This window comes from Tsukamurella sp. DT100 (assembly GCF_049844855.1).
Lineage (GTDB): Bacteria > Actinomycetota > Actinomycetes > Mycobacteriales > Mycobacteriaceae > Tsukamurella.
Window position 1 is genome coordinate 680,221 of sequence record NZ_JBNCLV010000002.1, and the last position, 21,097, is coordinate 701,317.

At 72.4% G+C, this 21,097-nt stretch carries 23 protein-coding genes and 1 pseudogene; 12 read left to right on the plus strand and 12 right to left on the minus strand.

The window, feature by feature from the left end:
• The first annotated feature begins 60 nt into the window (after positions 1-60).
• A complete protein-coding gene (locus tag ACLQ3K_RS06970; RefSeq protein WP_425998081.1) occupies positions 61-822 on the plus strand; it encodes an alpha/beta hydrolase in 762 nt (253 codons plus the stop codon).
• Positions 823-826: 4 nt separating this feature from the next.
• Positions 827-1,117, plus strand: a complete 291-nt coding sequence (locus ACLQ3K_RS06975) for an MGMT family protein (protein ID WP_224647920.1) — start codon at positions 827-829, stop codon at positions 1,115-1,117.
• On the opposite strand, the gene ACLQ3K_RS06980 is transcribed toward ACLQ3K_RS06975, so the two are convergent.
• Genes ACLQ3K_RS06980 through ACLQ3K_RS06990 form a run of 3 tightly spaced genes read right to left on the minus strand, consistent with a single transcriptional unit; the run spans position 1,105 to position 3,110 of the window.
• Positions 1,105-1,791, minus strand: a complete 687-nt coding sequence (locus ACLQ3K_RS06980) for a sirohydrochlorin chelatase (protein WP_425998083.1) — start codon at positions 1,789-1,791, stop codon at positions 1,105-1,107. The two genes, ACLQ3K_RS06975 and ACLQ3K_RS06980, sit on opposite strands and share 13 nt — an antisense overlap.
• On the minus strand, positions 1,779-2,633 hold the full coding sequence (locus tag ACLQ3K_RS06985) for a TIGR02569 family protein (RefSeq protein WP_224647918.1): 855 nt from the start codon (positions 2,631-2,633) through the stop codon (positions 1,779-1,781). Before ACLQ3K_RS06985 ends, ACLQ3K_RS06980 begins: the two co-directional genes overlap by 13 nt.
• Positions 2,634-2,669: 36 nt before the next feature.
• The gene (locus tag ACLQ3K_RS06990; protein WP_224647917.1) at positions 2,670-3,110 is read right to left on the minus strand and encodes a nitroreductase/quinone reductase family protein; all 441 of its coding nucleotides are present in this window, start codon (positions 3,108-3,110) and stop codon (positions 2,670-2,672) included.
• A 38-nt stretch (positions 3,111-3,148) separates the two neighbouring features.
• On the opposite strand from ACLQ3K_RS06990, the gene ACLQ3K_RS06995 reads away from it, so the two are divergent.
• Entirely contained in the window at positions 3,149-3,739 is a 591-nt protein-coding gene (locus ACLQ3K_RS06995; RefSeq protein WP_425998086.1) for a hypothetical protein, read from the plus strand.
• 121 nt (positions 3,740-3,860) lie between these two features.
• Complete coding sequence (locus tag ACLQ3K_RS07000) at positions 3,861-5,387, plus strand: acyl-CoA synthetase (RefSeq protein WP_425998088.1); 1,527 nt, start codon at positions 3,861-3,863, stop codon at positions 5,385-5,387.
• Here ACLQ3K_RS07000 and moeZ read toward each other — a convergent pair whose 3' ends face one another.
• The 3 genes from moeZ to ACLQ3K_RS07015 form a co-directional block, all read right to left on the minus strand.
• Positions 5,388-6,569, minus strand: a complete 1,182-nt coding sequence (moeZ, locus tag ACLQ3K_RS07005; RefSeq protein WP_336671303.1) for an adenylyltransferase/sulfurtransferase MoeZ — start codon at positions 6,567-6,569, stop codon at positions 5,388-5,390.
• Positions 6,570-6,664: 95 nt separating this feature from the next.
• Positions 6,665-7,678 carry a DUF3152 domain-containing protein gene (locus ACLQ3K_RS07010; RefSeq protein WP_224647914.1) on the minus strand — a complete coding sequence of 338 codons (1,014 nt, stop codon included), beginning with the start codon at positions 7,676-7,678 and terminating at the stop codon, positions 6,665-6,667.
• Positions 7,679-7,738: 60 nt separating this feature from the next.
• Positions 7,739-8,722 (minus strand): alpha/beta fold hydrolase, encoded by a 984-nt coding sequence (locus tag ACLQ3K_RS07015; protein WP_425998090.1) that lies wholly within the window; start codon positions 8,720-8,722, stop codon positions 7,739-7,741.
• 103 nt (positions 8,723-8,825) lie between these two features.
• Between ACLQ3K_RS07015 and ACLQ3K_RS07020 the strand changes: the two genes are divergently transcribed.
• Entirely contained in the window at positions 8,826-9,497 is a 672-nt protein-coding gene (locus ACLQ3K_RS07020; protein WP_224647912.1) for a TetR/AcrR family transcriptional regulator, read from the plus strand.
• A gap of 64 nt (positions 9,498-9,561) precedes the next feature.
• On the opposite strand, the gene ACLQ3K_RS07025 is transcribed toward ACLQ3K_RS07020, so the two are convergent.
• Together ACLQ3K_RS07025 and ACLQ3K_RS07030 are read right to left on the minus strand one after the other, a co-directional pair.
• Positions 9,562-10,725 carry a DUF418 domain-containing protein gene (locus tag ACLQ3K_RS07025; protein WP_425998093.1) on the minus strand — a complete coding sequence of 388 codons (1,164 nt, stop codon included), beginning with the start codon at positions 10,723-10,725 and terminating at the stop codon, positions 9,562-9,564.
• A 74-nt stretch (positions 10,726-10,799) separates the two neighbouring features.
• Positions 10,800-12,419, minus strand: a complete 1,620-nt coding sequence (locus ACLQ3K_RS07030; RefSeq protein ID WP_425998095.1) for a DEAD/DEAH box helicase — start codon at positions 12,417-12,419, stop codon at positions 10,800-10,802.
• 204 nt (positions 12,420-12,623) lie between these two features.
• Here ACLQ3K_RS07030 and ACLQ3K_RS07035 point away from each other — a divergent pair, with 204 nt between their 5' ends.
• On the plus strand, positions 12,624-13,295 hold the full coding sequence (locus ACLQ3K_RS07035; RefSeq protein ID WP_425998097.1) for a ferritin-like fold-containing protein: 672 nt from the start codon (positions 12,624-12,626) through the stop codon (positions 13,293-13,295).
• A gap of 65 nt (positions 13,296-13,360) precedes the next feature.
• Entirely contained in the window at positions 13,361-13,588 is a 228-nt protein-coding gene (locus tag ACLQ3K_RS07040) for a DUF3107 domain-containing protein (RefSeq protein ID WP_224647908.1), read from the plus strand.
• A 9-nt stretch (positions 13,589-13,597) separates the two neighbouring features.
• Here ACLQ3K_RS07040 and ACLQ3K_RS07045 read toward each other — a convergent pair.
• A pseudogene (locus ACLQ3K_RS07045) lies at positions 13,598-14,475 on the minus strand (DUF817 domain-containing protein).
• A 38-nt stretch (positions 14,476-14,513) separates the two neighbouring features.
• Between ACLQ3K_RS07045 and ACLQ3K_RS07050 the strand changes: the two are divergent.
• Positions 14,514-15,752 carry a hypothetical protein gene (locus ACLQ3K_RS07050; protein WP_425998099.1) on the plus strand — a complete coding sequence of 413 codons (1,239 nt, stop codon included), beginning with the start codon at positions 14,514-14,516 and terminating at the stop codon, positions 15,750-15,752.
• Between the two features lie 3 nt (positions 15,753-15,755).
• Here the strand turns inward: ACLQ3K_RS07050 and ACLQ3K_RS07055 are convergent, their stop codons facing one another.
• Positions 15,756-16,559 (minus strand): ParA family protein, encoded by an 804-nt coding sequence (locus ACLQ3K_RS07055; protein ID WP_425998101.1) that lies wholly within the window; start codon positions 16,557-16,559, stop codon positions 15,756-15,758.
• Positions 16,560-16,596: 37 nt separating this feature from the next.
• Here ACLQ3K_RS07055 and ACLQ3K_RS07060 point away from each other — a divergent pair, with 37 nt between their 5' ends.
• A complete protein-coding gene (locus ACLQ3K_RS07060) occupies positions 16,597-17,211 on the plus strand; it encodes an acid phosphatase (protein WP_425998103.1) in 615 nt (204 codons plus the stop codon).
• A 6-nt stretch (positions 17,212-17,217) separates the two neighbouring features.
• Here ACLQ3K_RS07060 and ACLQ3K_RS07065 read toward each other — a convergent pair whose 3' ends face one another.
• Positions 17,218-17,688 carry a hypothetical protein gene (locus ACLQ3K_RS07065; protein WP_224647903.1) on the minus strand — a complete coding sequence of 157 codons (471 nt, stop codon included), beginning with the start codon at positions 17,686-17,688 and terminating at the stop codon, positions 17,218-17,220.
• Between the two features lie 40 nt (positions 17,689-17,728).
• Between ACLQ3K_RS07065 and ACLQ3K_RS07070 the strand changes: the two genes are divergently transcribed.
• Together ACLQ3K_RS07070 and ACLQ3K_RS07075 are read left to right on the plus strand one after the other, a co-directional pair.
• Entirely contained in the window at positions 17,729-18,724 is a 996-nt protein-coding gene (locus tag ACLQ3K_RS07070; protein WP_425998106.1) for a diacylglycerol/lipid kinase family protein, read from the plus strand.
• Between the two features lie 384 nt (positions 18,725-19,108).
• A complete protein-coding gene (locus ACLQ3K_RS07075; RefSeq protein WP_013125780.1) occupies positions 19,109-19,363 on the plus strand; it encodes a WhiB family transcriptional regulator in 255 nt (84 codons plus the stop codon).
• 61 nt (positions 19,364-19,424) lie between these two features.
• On the opposite strand, the gene ACLQ3K_RS07080 is transcribed toward ACLQ3K_RS07075, so the two are convergent.
• Positions 19,425-20,918: a sensor histidine kinase gene (locus tag ACLQ3K_RS07080; protein WP_224649468.1), complete on the minus strand. Its 1,494-nt coding sequence runs from the start codon at positions 20,916-20,918 to the stop codon at positions 19,425-19,427.
• Between the two features lie 85 nt (positions 20,919-21,003).
• Between ACLQ3K_RS07080 and ACLQ3K_RS07085 the strand changes: the two genes are divergently transcribed.
• Positions 21,004-21,078, plus strand: a complete 75-nt coding sequence (locus tag ACLQ3K_RS07085) for a 50S ribosomal protein bL37 (RefSeq protein WP_370452957.1) — start codon at positions 21,004-21,006, stop codon at positions 21,076-21,078.
• Positions 21,079-21,097: the final 19 nt, after the last annotated feature.

Genomic DNA, 21,097 nt, shown 5'->3' on the forward strand with positions numbered 1-21,097 from the left:
GATCACATCACAGCCCACCGACAGCTTCGCGGCGGCACCGCACAGGGCATGATCGAGGGCATGCTCAACACCCACGTCTACGGCCCGGACGCGCCGGGCGCGCCCACCGTGCTCGCGATCCACGGCGTCACCGGCCACGGTGCGCGCTGGCGCCGGTTCGCGGACGACGAGCTTCCGGACGTGCGCGTGTTGGCCCCGGACCTGCGCGGCCACGCCCGCTCGACGTGGGCGCCGCCCTGGCACCTGGAGCAGCACGTGGCCGACCTGGCCGAGGTCATCGAGTGCAACGGCGGCGGACCCGTCACGGTGATCGGGCACTCCCTCGGCGGCGCGCTCGCCTGCCGGCTGGCCGCCTCCCGGCCCGACCTGGTGCGCGCCCTCCTGCTCGTCGACCCGGCGCAGGAGCTCGACCCCGAGATGTGCGGCACGATCGCCGCGCAGACCATCGAGTTCTTCGACTTCACCTCGCCCGAGGAGGCGAAGCAGGAGAAGCGGTCCGGCGCCTGGGCGCAGGTGCCCGAGCCGGTGATCGACGACGAGATCGCCGAGCACCTGGTGCGCCGCGACTCCGGCCGCTGGGAGTGGGACATCAGCTGCGCCGCAGTGGCCGCGCTGTGGGGCGAGCTGGCCCGCCCGGCCGTCGGCGCACCGTCGTCGATCCCGACGGTGCTGCTGCGCGCCGAGCGCGCCCACTTCGTCACCGACGAGCAGCTGGCGGCGATGCCGGGCGGCGTCGAGGTGATCGCGGTGCCGTCGGACCACATGGTGGCGCAGGAGATCCCGGCGACCGTCGGCGAGTACGCGCGCCGCCTGATCGGATAGGCCGATGGCGAAGGTCACCGAGGAGCAGGTCGAGGCGGTGCGGGCGCTGATCGAGGCGATCCCGCCCGGCCGGGTGCGCACCTACGGCGACATCGCCGGGGAACTGGACCTGAGCTCGCCGCGGATCGTGGGCTGGGTGATGCGCACCGACGCCTCCGACCTGCCGTGGCACCGGGTGGTACCGGCCAGCGGCCGGCCCGCGGCACACATCGCGACGGAGCAATTGGAGCGACTGCGCGCCGAGGGCGTGCTCGCCGACGGCGACCGGATCCCCCTGCGCGACTACCGGCTCTGAGCGAATCTCTCCACGAGCAGGTCGATCACCTCGGGCGCGGTGCCCAGCGGCGCGGCCACCCCGTCGGCGCCCGCCTCCGCGAGCCGGTCGTGGAACAGGCCCTCCGCCAGCTGGTAGGCGGCGAGGAAGATCCGCCGCCCCGGAGCCCGCGCGGCCGCGACCGCGTCGGCCACCGTCGGGCTGCCGGCGGCGAGGTAGCCGACCGGGACCGCACCGCCCACGGCCTCGCCGAGGTACCCGGCCATCGTGCGCACATCGGCGCGCGCGTGCGGGTCCGACGAGCCGGTGGCGCCGAGCACGACGGTGTCGCCGGGCCGCCACCCGGCCTCGCGGAGCCGGCGCAGCAGCGCCCCGACCAGCGCGCGGTCCGGGCCCAGCGCCGGTGCGACGGTGGCCGCTGGGTGCCCGCTCGTCGCGACGTGCCGGGGCACGTCGGTGCGCACGTGGTAGCCGACGGCGAGGAAGGCGGGCACGAGCACCGTCGGGCGGTCCGACTCGCGCAGCAGGTCCGACGGTGACGGGCCCCGCACGTCGACGAAGGCGACGTCGACCGGGCCGGTGCGCGCGGCGACGGCGTCGGCGATCGCGTGGGCCGTGGCGATGCCGGACGCCGAACGGGTGCCGTGGGCGACGAGGATCCGCCGCTCCGCCGAGGCACCGATCAGAGCAGCCACCGGCCGATCTCGACGATGTGCTCGAGGCCGGGCAGCGCCTCGGCCTCCGAGCGCGGGTGCACGGCGTGCACCGCGAGCCGGAAGATGAGGGCGCGCAGCACCATCTGCGGCCACTCGGGCAGATCGGCCCAGCGCATGAGGAGGCCGTCGTCGGCGCCGCCCCACGAGAGCCCGTCGACGGCGACGACCGCCGCGGCCCACGTGGGCGGGCGCCAGTACGGCGTGAAGTCGGTGATGCCCGGCGCGGCGGCGCCCGCGAAGAGCACAGAACTGGCGAGGTCGCCGTGGACCAGCTGCGGCGCCTCCTGCACCGGCGTGCGCAGCGCGGCAAGCTCCATCACCAGCTCGACGGCGCGCTGCCGGTGCTCCACCGTCTCGTCCAGGGCGCCGAGCTTGCGGGCCATGGCGAGCGGCTTGTCCTCCCACGCGGCGCGGTCGGCGAAGCCGAAGTAGTCGACGTCCGTGAACGGTGCCACGGTGGGCGAGGCGAGGAAGCGCGGCCGCTCGAGCTTCGCCGTCACCTCGTGCAGGCGGTTCGCCATGGAGATGATCTCGTCGAAGCGCGGCTCGGCCGAACCCGCGATGAACGTGTCGGCCCGCCAGCTCGAGACCACGTACCGGCCGTCGGTGGCACGGAAGGGCCGGGCCAGGCGCATGCCCTCGACGTACAGGTCCTCGCGCACCTGCGCCGACCACGCGGCGCGGGCGTGGTCGGCGATGAGCGAGAGCACCACTTCGCCGCAGCGCCAACCGCCGTCCCACTCGGCGCCGAGTGCGATCGGCTCGGTCTCGTCCAGGCCGAAGGTGGACAGGACGTGCGCGGGAGGTTCGACGGGGCTCACCTCATGAAATCTACCTGCGCGCGGGCGATGGGGCCGCTAGGCGCGGCCAGGCTCGACCAGGAGGACGGGGATCACACGGTCCGTCTTCTCCTGGTACTCGGCGTAGGGCGGGTAGGCGGCGACGCCGCGCGCCCACCATTCGTCGCGCTCGGCGCCGTGGATCTCGCGCACCGGACCGGAGACGACGGTGGTGCCGTCCTGGACGTCGACCTCGTCGTTGGCGAGCAGCGACGCGTACCAGACGGGGTTGTCGGGCGCGCCGCCCTTCGACGCGAACGCGGCGTACGCGCCGTCGTGCTCGACCCGCATCAGCGGGCGGCGGTAGAGCTTGCCGGACTTGGGGCCGCGATAGGTGAAGACCACCACCGCCATCCCCGCGACCGACACCGAATCGGTGGTCCCGGTCTCGTCGATCTTCGCCAGCTGGTCCGCGACCCAGCCGGCCTTCTCGGTTGCGTATTCACCTTCGAGGGCCATGCCCCCACCCTAGAACGAACTCCGGGACAATGGAGGGCGTGCCAGACTCCCGCCCCGTCGTGACCGTTTCCGTTCAGTTCCCCGACCTCACCGTCGCCGAGTTCGATGGTGTCCGCGCCCGCCTCACGGCCGGGCGCCCCGGCCGGATCGTGGTGCCGCACGAGGCGCACCGCTGGTACGCGGCGTCGTCGGATCCGGAGACGGTCCGCGCGCTGGTCTCGGCGCTGCGGGCCGCGGTCGAGGGCCGTCGGCTCTCCTTCGACGACGAGGAGGCCCTGGACGACCTGAGCCAGGAGTACGCGGACTGGCTGGAGGAGTCGGAGGAGCGTGACGACGCCGATCCCGGCCCGGTCATGAGCTTCTCGGTGCACCTGCCGGCGCTGGACCGGGACGAGTTCGCCGCGCTCGCGGGGGCACTGCGAGGCGCGCACTCGCGGCGGATCGTGCTGGGCGAGCAGCGGGGCCTGAGCCATCACGAGGTCTCCGAGCGCTCCCGCATCGCCGCCCGCCTGCCGGGGATCCGCACGGCCCTGCGGGGCGAGCCGCTCGGCACCGTCGACGCCCTGCCGCTGGTGGCGCTGCTCGACGACTACGCGGCCTGGCTGTCGGCCGTCGACGACGCCGGCTAGGCCCCCGTTCGGGATCGCAACGACGTCCGGCGCCCGCGGACCGGCGACTTCGCTTGAAGCCCTTCGGACGCCCCGCTCCCGGCGCTACCGTGAGACCACCTCGAAGTTAAAGGCGGTTCTCATGTTCCCAGGAGCCTTCGCAGAGCTCTCCCCCGGCAAGCCCGCCGCGATCGACGCCGCCACCGGCGAGATCCTGAGCCACTCCCGCCTGAACGACGAGTCCACCCGGCTCGCGCACCACCTGCGCACGCTGGGGCTGCGCCGCGGCGACACCGTCGCGATCGTGGCCGGGAACGATCTGCACATCTTCTGCGCCTACGCCGCCGCGATCCGCAGCGGCCTCTACGTGACGGCGGTGAACGTCCACCTCACGCCGGGCGAGGTCAACTACATCCTCGCGGACTGCGAGGCCAAGGCCCTGTTCGCGGGCGCCGATGTCGCGGAGGCGGTCTCGGAGGCACGGCAGCTCCCCGCCCTCGCCGAGCCGGGACACGCGATCGCCTGGGGCGGCCCGATCGCCGGCTTCGAGGACTACGACGCGGTGCTCGCCGCGGCCGATTCCGCCCCGCTCACCGACCAGCCCCGCGGCACCGACATGCTCTACTCCTCCGGCACCACGGGCCGCCCGAAGGGCATCCGGATCCCGCTGCCGGAGGGGCAGGTGGACGAGGCCCCCGACGCCTACACCGCGATCTTCGCGCCGATGTACGGCATGGACGCCGATACCGTGTACCTCTCCCCCGCGCCGCTGTACCACGCTGCGCCGCTACGCTTCTGCGGCGTGACCATGTCGGTCGGCGGCACGGTCATCATGATGCACCGCTTCGATCCGGAGGAGGCGCTCGCGCTCATCGAGAAGTACCGCGTGACCCACAGCCAGTGGGTGCCCACGATGTTCGTGCGGATGCTCAAGCTCCCGGAGGCCACGCGGGCGCACTACGACTCGAGCAGCCTCAAGGTCGCGATCCACGCCGCAGCGCCGTGCCCCGCCGAGGTCAAGCAGTCGATGCTCGCCTGGTGGGGGCCGGTGATCCACGAGTACTACGCCTCGACCGAGGCGGCGGGAGCCACCTTCATCAGCCCGCAGGAGGCGCTGGAGCGCCCCGGGTCCGTGGGGCGCGCCGGGCTGGGCGTCGCCCGGATCTGCGGCGACGACGGTGCCGTCCTCCCCACGGGCGAGGTGGGCACGATCTACTTCGAGCGCGAGCAGATGCCCTTCGCCTACCACAACGCGCCCGAGAAGACCCGCGCCGCACAGCATCCGGACCACGAGAACTGGGCCACCACGGGCGATGTCGGCTACCTCGACGAGGACGGCTACCTGTACCTCACCGACCGCAAGGACTTCATGATCATCACCGGCGGGGTGAACGTCTACCCGCAGGAGTCCGAGAGCGCGCTGATCATGCACCCCGCCGTCGCCGACGTCGCGGTGATCGGGGTGCCGGACGACGAGCTCGGCGAGACCGCGCTGGCGTGCGTGCAGCTCGCCCCTGGCACGGAGCCGTCGGACGCGCTGGCGCAGGAGCTGATCGACTACGCCGGACGGGAACTGGCCCGCTACAAGCTCCCCCGCGCCGTGCGCTTCGTCGACAGCCTGCCCCGCACGCCCACCGGCAAACTGGTCAAGCGATTGATCGAGGTGTGATCAGTACACCGGCAGCGACGGATCGACCTGCTTCGCGTAGGCGGTGATGCCGCCCTGCAGGTGCACGGCGTCGCGATAGCCGGCGCCCTGCACGGCGGCGAGCACCTCCGCGGAGCGGATCCCGGTCTTGCAGTACAGGACCAGCTTCTTGTCGGCGGAGACCTGGGCGAGCCCCTCGCCGGTCTCGAAGGAGCCCTTGGGCACCAGCTTCGCGCCGTCGAGGTGCACGATCTCCCACTCGACGGGCTCGCGCACGTCCACCAACTCGTAATCGACACCGGCGGAACCCATCTCCACCAGTTCCTTGGGCGTGATGGTGCTGCCCGCGGCGGCGCGCTCGGCCTCGTCGGAGACCACGCCGCAGAACTCGTCGTAGTCGATGAGCCCGGTGATGCGCGGGGCGGCGGGATCCTTGCGGATCGACAGGGTGCGGTAGCTCATCTCGAGGGCGTCGTAGACCATGAGCCGGCCGAGCAAGGACTCACCGACGCCGGTGATCAGCTTGACCGCCTCGGTGCCCATGATCGCGCCGATCGAGGCGCACAGGATGCCGAGCACGCCGCCCTCGGCGCACGAGGGCACCATGCCGGGCGGCGGCGCCACGGGGTACAGGTCGCGGTAGTTCAGGCCCTGCTTCTCGCCGTTCGGGCCGTCGGGCGCGTCCTCCCAGAAGACGGACGCCTGGCCCTCGAACCGGAAGATCGAGCCCCACACGTAGGGTTTGTGCGCCAGCACCGCGGCGTCGTTGACGAGATAGCGGGTGGCGAAGTTGTCGGTGCCGTCGAGGATGAGGTCGTACTGCTCGAAGAGTTCGACCGCGTTCTCGGGCTCCAGCCGGATCGGGTGCAGGTTCACGGTGACCAGGGGATTGATCTCGGCGATGGAGTCGCGCGCGCTCTCGCCCTTCGGCCGGCCCAGGTCGGAGACGCCGTGGATCACCTGGCGCTGCAGGTTGGACTCGTCGACCTCGTCGAACTCGACGATGCCGATGGTGCCGACGCCCGCGGCGGCGAGGTACAGCAGCGCGGGGCTGCCGAGCCCGCCGGCGCCGATGACCAGCACCTTCGCGTTCTTGAGGCGTTTCTGCCCTGTGACCCCCATCTCGGGGATGATGAGGTGCCGCGAGTAGCGCGCGACCTCGTCGCGGGTCAGTTCGGCGGCGGGTTCCACAAGCGGGGGCAGGGTGCTCACCTCCTGCTCAACGACGGTGCGCCCGCCACCATTCCCGAGGGCACGTGGCGCCCGGACGGGCGGTCACCGTCGGGCGGGAGGGGCCGTCACTTGAGGACGGGCGCGACCCAGGCGTTGGGCCGGCAGGCGAGGTCGTTGCCGAAGCCCTCGGACTTGTCGAGATCGAAGATGTCGCGGTTCTTCACCCCGAAGGACTGCTGCATCATGATCGGCGCGAGCGCGCCCTGCGCGGGGCACGGGACGTGCTGCGGGTAGCCGATGGCGTGGCCGACCTCGTGGTTGATGGCGTACTGCCGGTAGCCGGTGAGGTCGCCCTCGAAGGCGGTGGCGCCGCGCACCCAGCGGGCCAGGTTCAGGACGACGCGGCCCAACTCGCCGTTGTAGCAGGACGACTCCAGCTGGATGGTGTAGCCGCAGGCCGAGCGGGTGGTCATCGGCGAGGTCAGCGAGATGGTGAAGGTGGGCGTGCCCTTGTCGATCCGCTGGAAGGCGACGGCGGGGTCGTGGATCCAGCTGCGGGGGTCCGCCAGGGTGCGGTCGATCATCGTCGCGAAGGGCTGGTCGCCGCCGAGTGCGCCCATGTCGACGCCGTCCTCGACGGCGATCATGTAGGTGAAGAGCTGCTGCTTGCCCTCGTCCTGCTTGCCGATGCGGGGCGTGGCTCCGGGGACGACGTGCCAGATGCCCTGGCCCTTCTCCGTGAACGGCCCGCCCTCGGGCAGCACGCCGGCCGGGGGCACGGGGCCCGGCACCGTCTTCGACGGTGCGCCGACGATGGTCTTGCCCGGCGTCGGGTTGCGGGAGAGCTGTCCCTCCGGCGAGGTCTCGGCGGTGTTCTTGGTCCCGAAGGTGTCGCCGCCGAAGGTCAGTACCAGGGCGACCACCGTGAGCACCGCGAGGACCGGCACCGCGTAGGCGCGCCAGCCGTAGGTGCGCAGCAGCCGGCCCAGGCGCCCCTGCTTCGCGTAGACCCGCTCGCGCGGCGGACGGTTGCGGTGATCGCCCGACGTCGCGGCGGAGGAGTTGATGGGGTCCCACTCGGCCCGCAGCGGCGCACGCCCGTCCGGACGGGGACGCCTCGGGTTCGAAGGACTACTCACGTCGTCAACAATTCCACGATCGGCGCGGTCGGAGTGGAACCGACACGCCCCCGGACCCGGTCAGCGGGGCGATCGGGCCTGTGGGGCGTCCCGACGTTCCGCGGCGGCGATGAGGTCGGCGACGATCCGCGCGGTCTCGGCGGGCTTCTCCATCTGCGCCACGTGGCCCACGTCCTCGAACACCGTCAGCGTGCTGCCCCGGATGTGGCGCACCACCTTCGGGGCCACGCCGACGCTCACCAGCAGGTCCCGCGCGCCCCACACCACCGCGGTGGGCACCGACACCGACCGGGCCGCCGCCCAGTGCGTCGCGCCGAAGTCGACGATCCAGCTGCGGACCAGCGCGTTGAAGCTCGCCGCGAGCGCGTCGGGGGCCCACGTCATCGACGCGCGCGCCGCGGCCTGGTCGACGGCCTGCTGCCGTCGCACCGGCCCCATCACCCGCGGATCGACGAGGATCTCCCGGAAGGTCTGGTCGACCTGCCGCTCGGGGTAGGCGCTCGCGATCAGCCGGAACCCCGCCGGACCGATCCCGGGGAGCCGCACCAGCGAGAGCGGGAGGAACTGCAGCCGCCGCACCCGCGGCCGCAGGTCGGGGAACGCCGGGGAGATCAGCGTCAGCGACCGCAGCAGGTCGGGCCGGAGCATCGCGACCCGCACCGCGATCGCGCCGCCGAGCGAGTTGCCGAGCAGGTGCACTCCCCCGCCGCGCACCGCGACGAGGGTCTCCAGGTAGGCGATCACGGTCTGCGCGAACTCCTCGATGGAGTAGTCGCCGTCGACTGGAGGATCCGAGAGCCCGAAGCCGGGCAGGTCCAGGGCGTAGGACGCGGCGACCGGGGCCAGCACCTGCCCGAGGTCGGTCCAGTTGATCGACGAGCCGCCGAGTCCGTGGATCATCACCGCCGTGGGCCGCGGATCCGGCTGCGCCGTGATCGCCGCCGCCGCGTCGACGTGGCGCGCGAACACCCGCCGCCCGCGGAGGGTGAGGAATTCCCCGGGCCAGACTTCACTGGTCCGATTCACCTCTGCGAGTACCGACACACCGGGCAGCTTGCCAGAGCAAGCGGGGGTCGGCGCGACGGTCGGGAGTATTGTCGACGGGTCAGGGCCGCTCACGGCCCTGGGAAACGATGAGGTGGAGCACATGGCGGACCTGGGCGCGACGACCGCGGCGGGCGATACCCGCGGCGGGCCGAATCCTGCGCCGCGCCGCACGGCCCGCCTGCCGCGGAGCGCGCGGCGGATCCAGCTGCTGGAGGCCGCGAGCAGCGTCTTCGTCGACCTCGGTTATCACTCCGCCGGCATGGACGAGATCGCCGTGCGGGCCGGCGTCAGCAAGCCGGTGCTCTACCAGCACTTCCCCGGCAAGCTCGAGCTCTACATCGCCGTCCTGGCCGCGCACAGCGAGGCGCTGGTCACCGGCGTCCGCGAGGCGCTGACCAGCTCCACCGACAACCACGAGCGCGTGATCGGTGCGGTCCGCTCCTTCTTCGACTTCGTCGACCGGGACAGCATGGGCTACAAGCTGATCTTCGAGTCCGACGTGCTCGAGCCCGTCGTGCAGGAGCGGGTCGAGGGCGCCGTCGACGCGTGTGTCGACGCCGTCTACGACCTGGTCTCCGAGGACTCGGGCCTCGACCCGTACCGCGCGCGGATGCTCGCCGTGGGGCTCGTGGGCGCCAGCCAGGTCAGCGCCCGGTACTGGCTCTACGCCGACCGCCCCATCCCCAAGGACGAGGCGGTGGCGACCACCGTCGAGCTGCTGTGGGGCGGGCTCAGCCACGTGCCCCTGCAGGCCCAGCGCCGCGCGCAGTAGCGCAGTCCGCCGCCAGTGCGGTCGGTCTCCCACGGATAGCGCAGGAGACCGACCACACGCGCGTTCACGCCGCGCGGTGCATCAGCATCTCGATCGGCCCGCGGGAGAAGCGGCGGGTCCACAGCGCCGAGGCCGCGAGCAGGCAGGCCATCACCGCGACGTACACGGCCACCGTGAAGGCCAGCCGGTGCTCCGCGCCGTACCGCGCGGCGAGCCCGAGGCCCCAGCCGTAGCAGAGCGCCGAGGCGATCACGTTCTGCAGCACGTAGCAGCTCAGCGCCGTCTTCCCCACGTTGCTCAACGCGCCTCCCACGCGGCCCACCGCCCGTCGCTGGTAGAACTCCGCGATCAGCGCCAGCAGGCCCAGCGCCACCAGCGGGGCCACCGCGTACCGTCCGACGAAGACGGCCGGGCCCGCGAGTCCCAGTGGCGCACCGGCGATCCCGATCGCGAGGTCGACCGGCGCCGCGATCCCGCCGACCCACATCAGCCGGCGCCGGAGGGCGGCACCGTCGGGTCCGAAGAGCCCGCCCTGGAACAGGGCCGCGCCCGTGAGGAACATCGCGATGGTCAGCGGGATCATGAAGATCGTCTCCGCGCGGAAGAGCAGCGCATGGTCGGCGCGGAAGAGCACCAGGTCCCAGAACGAGCCGTCGGCGTACGGGTTCGCCCGCGCCGCCGCCGGGCCGGTGCCCACGCCGGACCCCTCCAACGCCATCCCGACCGACACCAGCGCGACGACCGACAGGTGCAGCGCGGCGCAGCCCACGGCCCAGCGCAGCCGCACGCGCGGCCGCAGGATCAGCATCGCCGAGACCACGAAGGACACCAGGGCGTAGCCCATGAGCACGTCGAACTCGGCGACGAGCAGGAAGTGCACCAGGCCGTCGAGGAACAGCACCAGCGCGCGGCGCCAGTACCTGCCCGGCCACGGCCGGTCGTGCCGCGCCGCCGAGGCCTGCTGGATCGCCAGGCCCACACCGAACATCAGGCTGAGCAGTCCGAGGAACTTGCCCTGCGCGAGGGTCTGGAGCACCCGGATCGGCAGCGATTCCGCACCGACGGAGTCGAGGTAGCCCACCATGCCGTGGGGCTCGGTGAAGATCCACACGTTCGTACCGAACGTGCCGAGGATCGCGATGCCGCGGGCCACGTCGAGCGCGGCGATGCGGCGCGTCGTGGGCGCCGAGGTGCCGACGGTGCCGGCCGGGGCGGGAGTCGAGGTCATGCCCACTACCCTCCCGAACGCACGAGGACCCCGCGACCGCCATCCGGCGGGAGCGGGGTCCGTCGTTCGGGGGACTACTCGGCGGAGGTCTCCGCCACGGCGCCCTCCGCCTTAGCGGCGCCGGAACGGCGGCGACGACGGCGCTTGCGGGCCGGGGCGTCGCCCTCGGCACCGTCGTTCGACGGTGCCTGTGACTCCGGCGTGGCGGTGGCGGGCTTAGCCTCGGCGGGGGCACCGTCGGCCTTCTGGCCGCCGCGGGTGCGCGTGCGCGACCGGGTACGGGTGCTCTCGCGCTTCTCGCGCGGCTTGCGCTCGACGACCTCGCCCTCGGCGCGCTTGCGCACGCCGGGCAGGCTGCCCTTGACCTTGGGGTCGATGCCCAGGTCGGTGAACAGGTGCTCGCTGGAGCTGTAGGTCTCCGCGGGCTCGGGCTGGCCGAGTCCGAGGGCCTTGTCGATGAGCTGCCAGCGGTGCAGCTCGTCCCAGTCGACGAGGGTGACGGCGATGCCGGTCTTACCCGCGCGGCCGGTGCGGCCGATGCGGTGCACGTAGGTCTTGTCGTCCTCGGGGCACTGGAAGTTGATGACGTGGGTGACGTCGTCGATGTCGATGCCGCGGGCGGCGACGTCGGTCGCGACGAGCACGTCGATCGAGCCGTCGCGGAACTTGCCGAGCGCCTTCTCGCGCGCGACCTGGCCCAGGTCGCCGTGCACGGCGCCGACCTTGAATCCGCGCTCGGCCAGCTCGTCGGCCACCTTCTGCGCGGTGCGCTTGGTGCGGGTGAAGATCATGGTCGCGCCGCGGCCCTCGGCCTGCAGCACCTTCGCCACGAGCTCGACCTTGTCGAGGGCGTGGGCGCGGTACACGTACTGCGTGGTGCGCTCGTGCACCGCGGAGTCGTCGTGGTGCTCGGCGCGCACGTGCGTGGGCTGCCGCAGGAAGGTGCGGGCCAGCGTGATGATCGGGCCGGGCATGGTGGCCGAGAACAGCATCGTCTGCCGGTCGGTGGGGACCATCGTGAGGATGCGCTCGATGTCGGGCAGGAAGCCCAGGTCGAGCATCTCGTCGGCCTCGTCGAGCACCAGGATCTGGATCTTGCCGAGCACGAGGTGGCCCTGCTTGGCCAGGTCGAGCAGGCGGCCGGGGGTGCCGACGACGACGTCGACGCCCTTCTGCAGCGCCTCGATCTGCGCCTCGTAGGGGCGGCCGCCGTAGATGGAGGTGATCCGCAGGTCGCGCTCGCCCTTGGTGGTCTGGACGCGGACGCCGTCGGAGGCCTGCTCCAGGTCGTCGGTGACCTGCACGCACAGCTCGCGGGTGGGGACGATGATGAGGGCGCGCGGCGTGCCGTCGAGCGCGCGGAGGCCGTCCTCGCCGACGTCGGCGCGGGCCTGCGTGACCAGGCGGTTGAGCAGCGGGACGCCGAAGCCGTAGGTCTTGCCCATGCCCGTGCGGGCCTGGCCGATCAGGTCGTTGCCGGCGAGCGCGAGCGGGAGGGTCAGCTCCTGGATGGCGAAGGTGCGCTCGATGCCCCGCTTGCCGAGGGCGTCGACGATGCCCTGGTCGACGCCGAGCTCGGCGAAGCTGGGCGAGACGTGATCGTCGCCGATCACGTGGACGTCGGGCAGGCCCTCGGCGGCGGCGGGCTCGGTGTGGATGTCGTTGTTCGCGGTGGTGATGGTTCTGCCTTTCATCGGCGGCGAATGCGTCGCGTTCATTTCTCACGCGCGCACTGTTCCGGCCAATGAATCCCCGGCCCGTTTCTCGGACCGTCATCGTCGCCTCGACGCCCTCGCCGTCAGGCGGTGGGGCGGAGTGCGCGCACAACTACCGGCGACCGAAGTCGATCGCTACCGACCATCGTACCCCGCGCGGCGGCCCGCACTAGCATGTGCACCATGAGCGAACAGTCGCAGGACCGGGGAATCACCGCCGAGCACCCGGGCGTCGCGGCCCTGTTCGCGGTGCTGGCGTACGGCGAGCTCGCCGCGTTCGAGCGGCTCGCCAAGGAGGCCGAGATGGCGCCGGACCTCCGCGGCCGGATCGCCGTCTCGTCGATGGCCGCGGCGCAGATGCGCAACTTCGAGCTGCTGGAGACCGAGCTCGACCGTCGCGGGCAGGACGTGGCGACGGCGACCGCGCCTTTCGTGCCGGTGATCACCCGCTACCACGAGCGGACGGCGCCCCGGAATTGGAACGAATCGCTGGTCAAGGCCTACATCGGCGACGGGCTCGCCGCCGACTTCTACTCCGAGGTGGCCCGCGCGCTCACCGCCGAGCCGGCCGCGGTCGTCGCGGCGGTGCTCTCCGACACCCGCGAGTCCGACTTCGCGGTCGAGCGGGTGCGCGCGGCGGTCACCGCGAACCCCGCGCTGCGCTCCCCGCTCACGCTGTGGGGCCGGCGGCTGCTGTCGGAGGCCATCACGCAGGCGCAGGAGGTGCTCGCCACCCGCGACGAGCTGGCGGCGCTGCTCTTCGAGCATTCCGGGGACCTGCCGGGCGTGGCGCAGTTCTTCGAATCCCTGCAGACCCGGCACGCCGAGCGGATGGCGACGCTCGGCCTGGGCTGACTGCCCTCAGCAGAATCGGCGGCCTCGGCCCGCACGACCGCGGCCCCTGCGGATAGCCTCGTGTCATGGAGATCAAGATCGGTATCGCGGACTCGAACCGCGAACTCGTGGTGCAGAGCAAGGACTCGTCGGAGGACGTGAAGAAGGCCGTCGCCGACGCGCTGGCCGGCCGCACGGAGCTGCTGGAGCTGACGGACGAGAAGGGCAAGCAGTACCTGGTGCCCGCCGCCCGCGTCTCCTACGTCGAGGTCGGCACGAACGAGAGCCGCTCCGTCGGCTTCAACGCCAGCTGACGGAGCCCGTCACGGCGCCGCTCGCTCCGCCGCCGCGGCCCGCGGGTCCGACGTCCCCACAGCGACGGGGGAGGTCCCCGCGGCCGCGCGGCGGTCGAGCAGCGACACCAGCACGAAGCTGAGGCTCACCAGCAGAACCCAGGAGCCGAACTTCCCCGCGTGCACCATCCGCCACGCCTCACCCTGGTCCGGGTAGCGCCACGCGCCGAGGAAGGTCGCCAGGTTCTCGGCGATCCACAGGAAGAACCCGATCAGCACGAACGACAGCGGCAGCGGGATCCAGTAGCGCTGCGCGCCCACCGTGAACCACACCCGGCTGCGCGCGGTGACCACCAGGAAGCCCAGCGCGATGACGACCCGCAGGTCGGGCAGGAAGTGGTGGGTGAAGAAGTTCGCGTACGCCGCCAGCGCGAGGGCGAGCACCGCCCCGGTCCGGTAGCGGCTCACCGTCAGGTCGAAGCGCCGGAACGCCTGGCAGACGTACGAGCCCACCGCGGCGTACATGAAACCCGCGTAGAGCGGCACCCCGCGATCTTCGTCAGCGCCGCGTCGGGGTACTCCCACGACCCGACCGCGACCTTGAACACCTCCAGGGCGAAGCCCGCCAGGTGGAAGGCGCAGACCACCCCCAGCTCCCGCCACGACTCCCGCTTCGTGGCGACGAACAGCACCTGCACCGCGATGACGTAGAGCAGCAGCGCGTCGTAGCGCGCGAACGGCGGGTCCCAGCGCGACCAGACCAGCGCCGACCCGGCCAGCCCCGCGAAGACGGCGATCGCGAACGCGCAGCACTGCAGCTCGATCCACGCGAACCGCAGCAGCTGCCCCACGAAGCCCTGCGCGCGGGTCAGCGGGAGGCGCGCCGTCGACATGCCCCGAGTATGCATGCGGCCGGCCCGGCGCCGTCGCCGCTAGGCTCGGGCGCGTGGTGAAACCCGAACGCAGGACCCGCGTCGATCTCGCGGTCTCGGCCGCGATCCTGGTCGCGGTCGTCGTCGCGGGCTTCGTGGCCTGGAACGTCGGCTCCGCGAGCAAGGCGGTCAGCGAGACGGCTCCGGCACCGTCGACGGTGCCGGGCTCGCTCGTCGAGCTGCCCGCCGCGCTCACGGAGGCGTGGACCGCGACCTCCGACCGTCCCGCCCTGACGCTCAACGGCGCCCTCGTCCTCACCCGCGGCGGCGAGGTCGCCGGGCACGACCCCGCGACCGGGCAGCGCACGTGGCGGTACCAGCGCGAGACCGACGTGTGCGGGCTCACGGACAACGCCGGCCTCGTGCTCGCGTTCTACCGCGACGTCCGCGGCTGCGGCGAGGTGATGGCGCTCGACCCCGGCACCGGGCAGCGGCGCGCCAGCCGCACCAGCCGCGAGGACCACGACATCACCCTCACCGGCGACGGCAACTACGCCGTCGCGCAGGGACCCACGCGGGTCGACGTCTTCCGCTCGGACCTGGTCCGCACCGTCGAGTACGGCAAGCCCGACGTGCCCGTGAACCCGGGCGTCCAGCCGCGGTCCGGGTGCACGATCGGCTCCGCGCTGCCGGCCGGCGCGTCGATCGCGATCCTCGAGGCGTGTCCCACCGAGCCCTTCCCCCGGCTCACCGTGATCGGCGCCTCGCCGAAGGAGGCGTCCGAGCCGCAGGAGACCTCCTCGGCCGTCAGCCCGGACCTCGGGGACGCGGCGCCCGAGGGCGGCGAGCGCGCCCGGCTCATCACCGCGACCGCGCACGGCGCGGTGGTCTACGTGCCCGCCCAGCAGGGACGCTCCGCGCGGGTGACCACCGTCGACCCGCAGGGCCGCGCGCTGTTCTCCGTCGACGTGACCACCGGCCCGGGCGGCGCGCCGCGCGACGTCCCCGTCGTGACCGAGGCCGGCATCGCCTCGTTCTACACCGGCACCGCGACCGTGGTGATCGACGCCTCCTCACTGGCCGCGGAGATGGTGATCCCGGGGACGCTCGGTCCCGGCGCAGTCGTCGGCGGACAACTCGTGGTGCCCGGACCCACCTCGCTCAACGCGTACGACCTGACCACGCGCGCCCGGACCCGGTCGACGCCGGTCACCCGGCCCGGCTACACCGACGGCCCGGTGTTGCTCGCCGAGGCGGGCACCACACTGATCGCGCAGTGGGGTTCGACGGTCCAGGCGTACCGCGCTGCCTGACCGCTACTCGGACGCCCAGGTGACCAGGGGCGCACCGTCGGAGACGTGGGCCTTGATGCTCTGCGCGAGCTCGCGGTAGGCGGTGGCGCCCTTGTTCTTCCGGCCCGCGAGCACGGTGCGGCCGGCGGCGTTCGCCTCGGCGAAGCGCACGGTGCGCGGGATCGGCGGCGACAGCACGGCGAGGTCGTAGCGGTCGGCGACGTCGGAGAGGATGTCGCGGCTGTGCGTGGTCCGCGCGTCGTAGAGCGTCGCGATGGCGCCGAGCATGCCCAGCTCCGGATTGGTGATCGCCTGCACGTCGCGGACGGTCTTGAGCAGCTGCCCCACGCCGCGGTGCGCGAGCGTCTCGCACTGCAGCGGGATGGCGACGGCGTCGGCCGCGGTGAGGCCGTTGAGGGTGAGCACGCCCAGGCTGGGCGGGCAGTCGATGATCACCACGTCGAACCGGTCCGCGACGTCGGCGAGCGCCCGCTTGAGCGCGTACTCGCGGCCCGCACGCATGAGCAGCAGCGCCTCGGCGCCGGCCAGGTCGAGGGTGGCGGGCAGCACCGTGACGCCGTCCTCGGTCTCGAGCAGCACCTCGTCGATCGTCTTGTCCCCCAACAGCACATCGTGCACGCTGCGCTCGAGGCGGTCGGGGTTGTGGCCCAGCGAGAAGGTCAGGCAGCCCTGCGGGTCGAGGTCGACGACGAGCACGCGCGCGCCGAGTTCGACGAGGGCCGCCCCCAGGCTGGCGACGGTGGTGGTCTTCGCGACGCCGCCCTTCTGATTGGCGACGGCGAGGACGAAGGGCGTGTCACCGGTCATGGTGCGAGGGTACCCACCGATACGGAACGATGGACGGATGAGCACCGGACACCGCCTCGTGTACATCCGCCACGGCGAGACCGCCTGGTCGCGCTCGGGACGCCACACCGGCGCCACCGATGTGCCGCTGACGGAGACGGGCGTCGAGCAGGCGAAGGCGCTGGGCCCCGTCCTCGCGGACCTCGCGCTCGCGGACCCGACGGTGCTCGTGAGCCCGCGGGCGCGGGCGGCGGCGACCGCGAAGCTCGCGGGCCTGACGGTGACGGCGGTCGATCCCGACCTCGCCGAATGGGACTACGGCGACTACGAGGGCCGCACCAGCGCGGAGATCCGCGTCGACGATCCGGGGTGGACGGTGTGGGAGTCCGGCTCCCCCGGCGGCGAGACGATGGCGCAGGTGGCGGAGCGGGCCGACCGGGTGCTGGCCCGGGCGCGGGAAGCGATGGCCGACGGTGACGTCGTCCTCGTCGCGCACGGCCACCTGGGCCGGGTACTCACCGCGCGGTTCCTGGGCCAGGCGCCGGAGTTCGGGCGGCACGTGCTGATCCTGCCCGCCTCGGCCGCCGTGTTCGGATTCGACCGCGACGACGTCCCGCAGATCAGCCGGTTCGGCCTGACCGGCTACGCGGCCGCGCACTACTCCGGGCGGTAGGCCCGGTCAGTCCCGGCGGTACTCGCCCTCGAGCCAGGCCACCGTCGGCGGGGCGAACAGCAACCCGAGCGCGGCGACCGAGACCACGATGAGCGGGATGAACAGTTCGGGGCGGCCCTGCGAGACCGCGCCGCTGATGCCGGCGAAGCCGAGCAGGAGGTTCGTCAGCACGCCGACGGTGCGCCCCCAGCGCAAGCCGCGGAGCAGCGCGATGCCGCCCGCGAGCACGCCGAGGCCCATCGGGATCATCCAGAAGGCCATGCCGTAGGCGCCGGTCGTGGTGTCGGCCGAGCCGGTGATGCCGCGGATCAGTTCCACCACACCGAGCACCAGGGCCGCGAGGCCCTCGAGCGCGACGATCACGCCCGCGGCCCGGACGGTGCCGGGGGCGGCGGTGCGGGTGTCGCCGGAGCGCTTGCTGCGGGAGCGGGTGGCGGCCGGGCGGGATTCGCCGCCGCTTCCGTTGGTCGATGTCACGACCCCAGGGTATCGGGGCGGCCTGGGTAGGCTGCTCGGTGTGCGCGCCCTGTTGATCGTCAACCCCAACGCCACGTCCATCACCGCAGCGGGCCGAGACCTCGTGGCGATGGCGTTGGCGTCCACGCTCGACGTCACCCTGGCGCAGACCGAACGGCGCGGCCACGCGGCCGAGCTCGCCGCCGCGGCCCGCGACGACGGCACCGAGCTGGTGATCGTCCACGGCGGCGACGGCACCGTCAACGAGGTGGTGTGCGGCATCCTCGGCCGGGAGGGACTGCCGGGCGGCGCCGACCCCGTGCACCCCGACACCCTGCCCGCCGTCGCCGTGATCCCGGGCGGCAGCGCGAACGTCTTCGCGCGCTCGCTCGCGGTCCCCCGCGACCCGCTGCAGGCCACCGTGCATCTCACGGACCTGTTGGCGCGCCGCAGTTTCCGCACCATCGGCCTCGGCTGCGCCGACGAGCGCTACTTCCTGTTCAACGCCGGCGTCGGCGTGGACGCCGAGGTGATCGCCAACATGGAGGCGCTGCGCGACAAGGGCAAGGCCGCCACCCCGTCGCGGTACGTGCGCACCGCCGTCCGCACCTTCTTCTCCGCCGCGCGGCGCGAGCCGCAGCTCACCGTCCACCTGCCCGGCGAGGAGCCGGGCACGTGGCAGGACATCGACGGGGTGCACTTCGCCTTCGTCTCGAACGCGAGCCCGTGGACCTTCCTCAACAACCGCGCGGTGTTCACCAACCCGGGGACGGATTTCGGCACCGGGCTGGGCGTGTTCGCGTCGCGCTCCATGCGCACGATCCCGAACCTCATGCTGGTGCGGCAGATGCTCTCGGCCCGCCGCACCAAGGGCCCGACGGTGCGCCACCTCGTCCGGCACGACGACCTGCCCGAGCTGCGCTTGAGCAGCGCGGTCCCGGTGCCCGCGCAGGTCGACGGTGACCATCTCGGCGACCGCACGGAGGTGCGGTTCTGGTACTCGCCGGAGCGGATCCGCGTGCTGGCCGACCTGCCGCCGCTGCCGCGCGTGCGCTGATCTCCGCCGCCCACCGGGGCCCCTCCGCCGGGCCGATTCCCGCCGACTCGGCGTGACGCGATCGGATGGGCGAAGTGAGCGATTCGTCACGACCGCGCAGAAACCTATTGCAAACCTGCAGCGTGTGCGGATATATTTGCGGGCACGCCGCTGAACCGGCAGCAGTGTAGTACACCCCTCGGAAGAAGGTTCTCACCGCCCCCGCTGTGAGATCCCCCACCTCTGAGTCGGAATCTATTGACTCCTGCTGGGAACGTGGAAATATTCATGACGTAACAGCGCGGAAACAGTTCGGTTCCCTCCGCGTTAACAGCCTGGAAATTCGGTGCCGGATCGGCGCCTGCGATGAGTGGCGCGCGAGCGCGCCTGAAGGAGTGTACTGACATGGATTGGCGCCACAAGGCCATCTGTCGCGACGAGGATCCCGAGCTGTTCTTCCCCGTGGGCAACAGTGGTCCGGCCATCGCGCAGATCGCGGACGCCAAGCTGGTGTGCAACCGCTGCCCCGTGACCGCCGAGTGCCTGTCCTGGGCCCTCGAGTCGGGTCAGGACGCCGGCGTGTGGGGCGGCATGAGCGAGGACGAGCGTCGCGCGCTGAAGCGCCGCAACGCGCGTACCCGCACGCGCACCGCGGTGTAATACGTTCCGCTTTCGTCGAAGGCCCGGTGGATCCTCCACCGGGCCTTCGTCGTGCGCGGGCTTAGACGGGCTGCAGTGGCACCCGCACCACCGCGTCGGTGCCACCGTCGCGCGAGGTCAGGCTCAGTTCCCCGGCCAGCTCCGACTTCACGAGCGTCTGCACGATCTGCAGCCCCAGGCGGTCCGAGCCCTCGAGGCTGAATCCGGGGGGCAGGCCGGCGCCGTCGTCCCGGACGGTGACCTCGAGCATCCGGGTGGACCGGTGCGCGAGCAGCTCGATGGTGCCCGACTCCCCCGGCTCGTAGGCGTGCTCGACCGCGTTCTGGATCAGCTCGGTGACGACCATGACCAGCGGCATCGCCCGGTCCGCGTCGAGCAGGCCCACGTCGCCCCGTCGGACGACGGTGACCGCCGCCGACCCGCCCGCCGGGGCCACGTCGGCCATGATCGGGATCAGCCGGTCGATCACCTCGTCGATGTCGACGTGCTCGTCGACGCTCATGGACAGGGTCTCGTGGACCAAGGCGATCGACGCGACCCGCCGCACCGACTCGTTCAGCGCGCGCTTGGCCTCGTCGTTGCGGGTGCGCCGGGCCTGCAGCCGCAGCAGCGCGGAGACCGACTGCAGGTTGTTCTTCACCCGGTGGTGGATCTCGCGGATCGTCGCGTCCTTCGAGATGAGGGCGCGGTCGCGGCGCTTGAGTTCGGTGACGTCGCGCAGCAGGACCGCCGCGCCCCCGGGACGTCCGCCCGGGTGCAGGCCGAGCACGCGCAGCACGACGGTGACGCCGCCCTTCGTGAGCTCGATCCGGGAGCCCTCGCCGCGCTCGAGCGCACCGTCGAGCGCGATCGTCAGGTCCTCGGACTCGAAGGTGTCGCCCACCAGCTCGGCGGTCACCTCGGACAGGATGCTGCCCTCGAGGTCGGTGGGCGCGCCCATGCGGCGGTACGCCGACTGCGCGTTCGGGCTGGCGAACACTACGCGCCCCTGCGCGTCGAGGCGGATGAAGCCGTCGCCCGCGCGGGGCTCGGCCTCGCCCGTGGGCAGGTCCTCCGGCTCGGGGAAGGCGCCCTCGGCGACCATCGTGCACAGATCGTCCGCGCACTCCTTGTAGGCCACCTCGAGCGGGCTCGGCGTGCGCGGGTGCGTGACGTTGAAATCACGGGTCAGCACGGCGATCACCTCGCCGTTCGACGGCACCGGGACGGCCTCGCGGCGCACCCGTGCGGGCCCGGTCCAGGCCGGGGTGACGCCCTTGACCACGTCGGCGCCCTCGAACGCGGCGTGCAGGGTCGGGGCCTCCCAGGGCGGCACGACGACGCCGACGCCGTCGGAGTCGTACACGGTGGGCGTGGTGTTGGGCCGGCACTGCGCGATGCAGATGTACGCGGGATCGGTGGTGTCGCCCTCCGGGTCGTTGCGGACCCAGAGGCGCAGGTCGGCGAACGAGAGGTCGGCGAGGAGCTGCCACTCGCCGGCGATCCGCTGCAGGTGCCGAGCGGCGCGCCCCGGGAGGTCCGTGTGGATCGCCAGGAGGTCGGCGAGGGAGGCCATGGGACCGCCTTTTTGTCGTCGTCGGTGCCGTCGTGAAACAATAGCCGGTACTGCGAAGAAGCTTCAGGACAGGAAGGAGACCGCCATGGGAAAGCGTGGACGTAAGAAGCGCGCGCGGAAGAAGAACGCCGCGAACCACGGCAAGCGCCCGAACTCCTGACCTTCAGGTTTCACGTGAC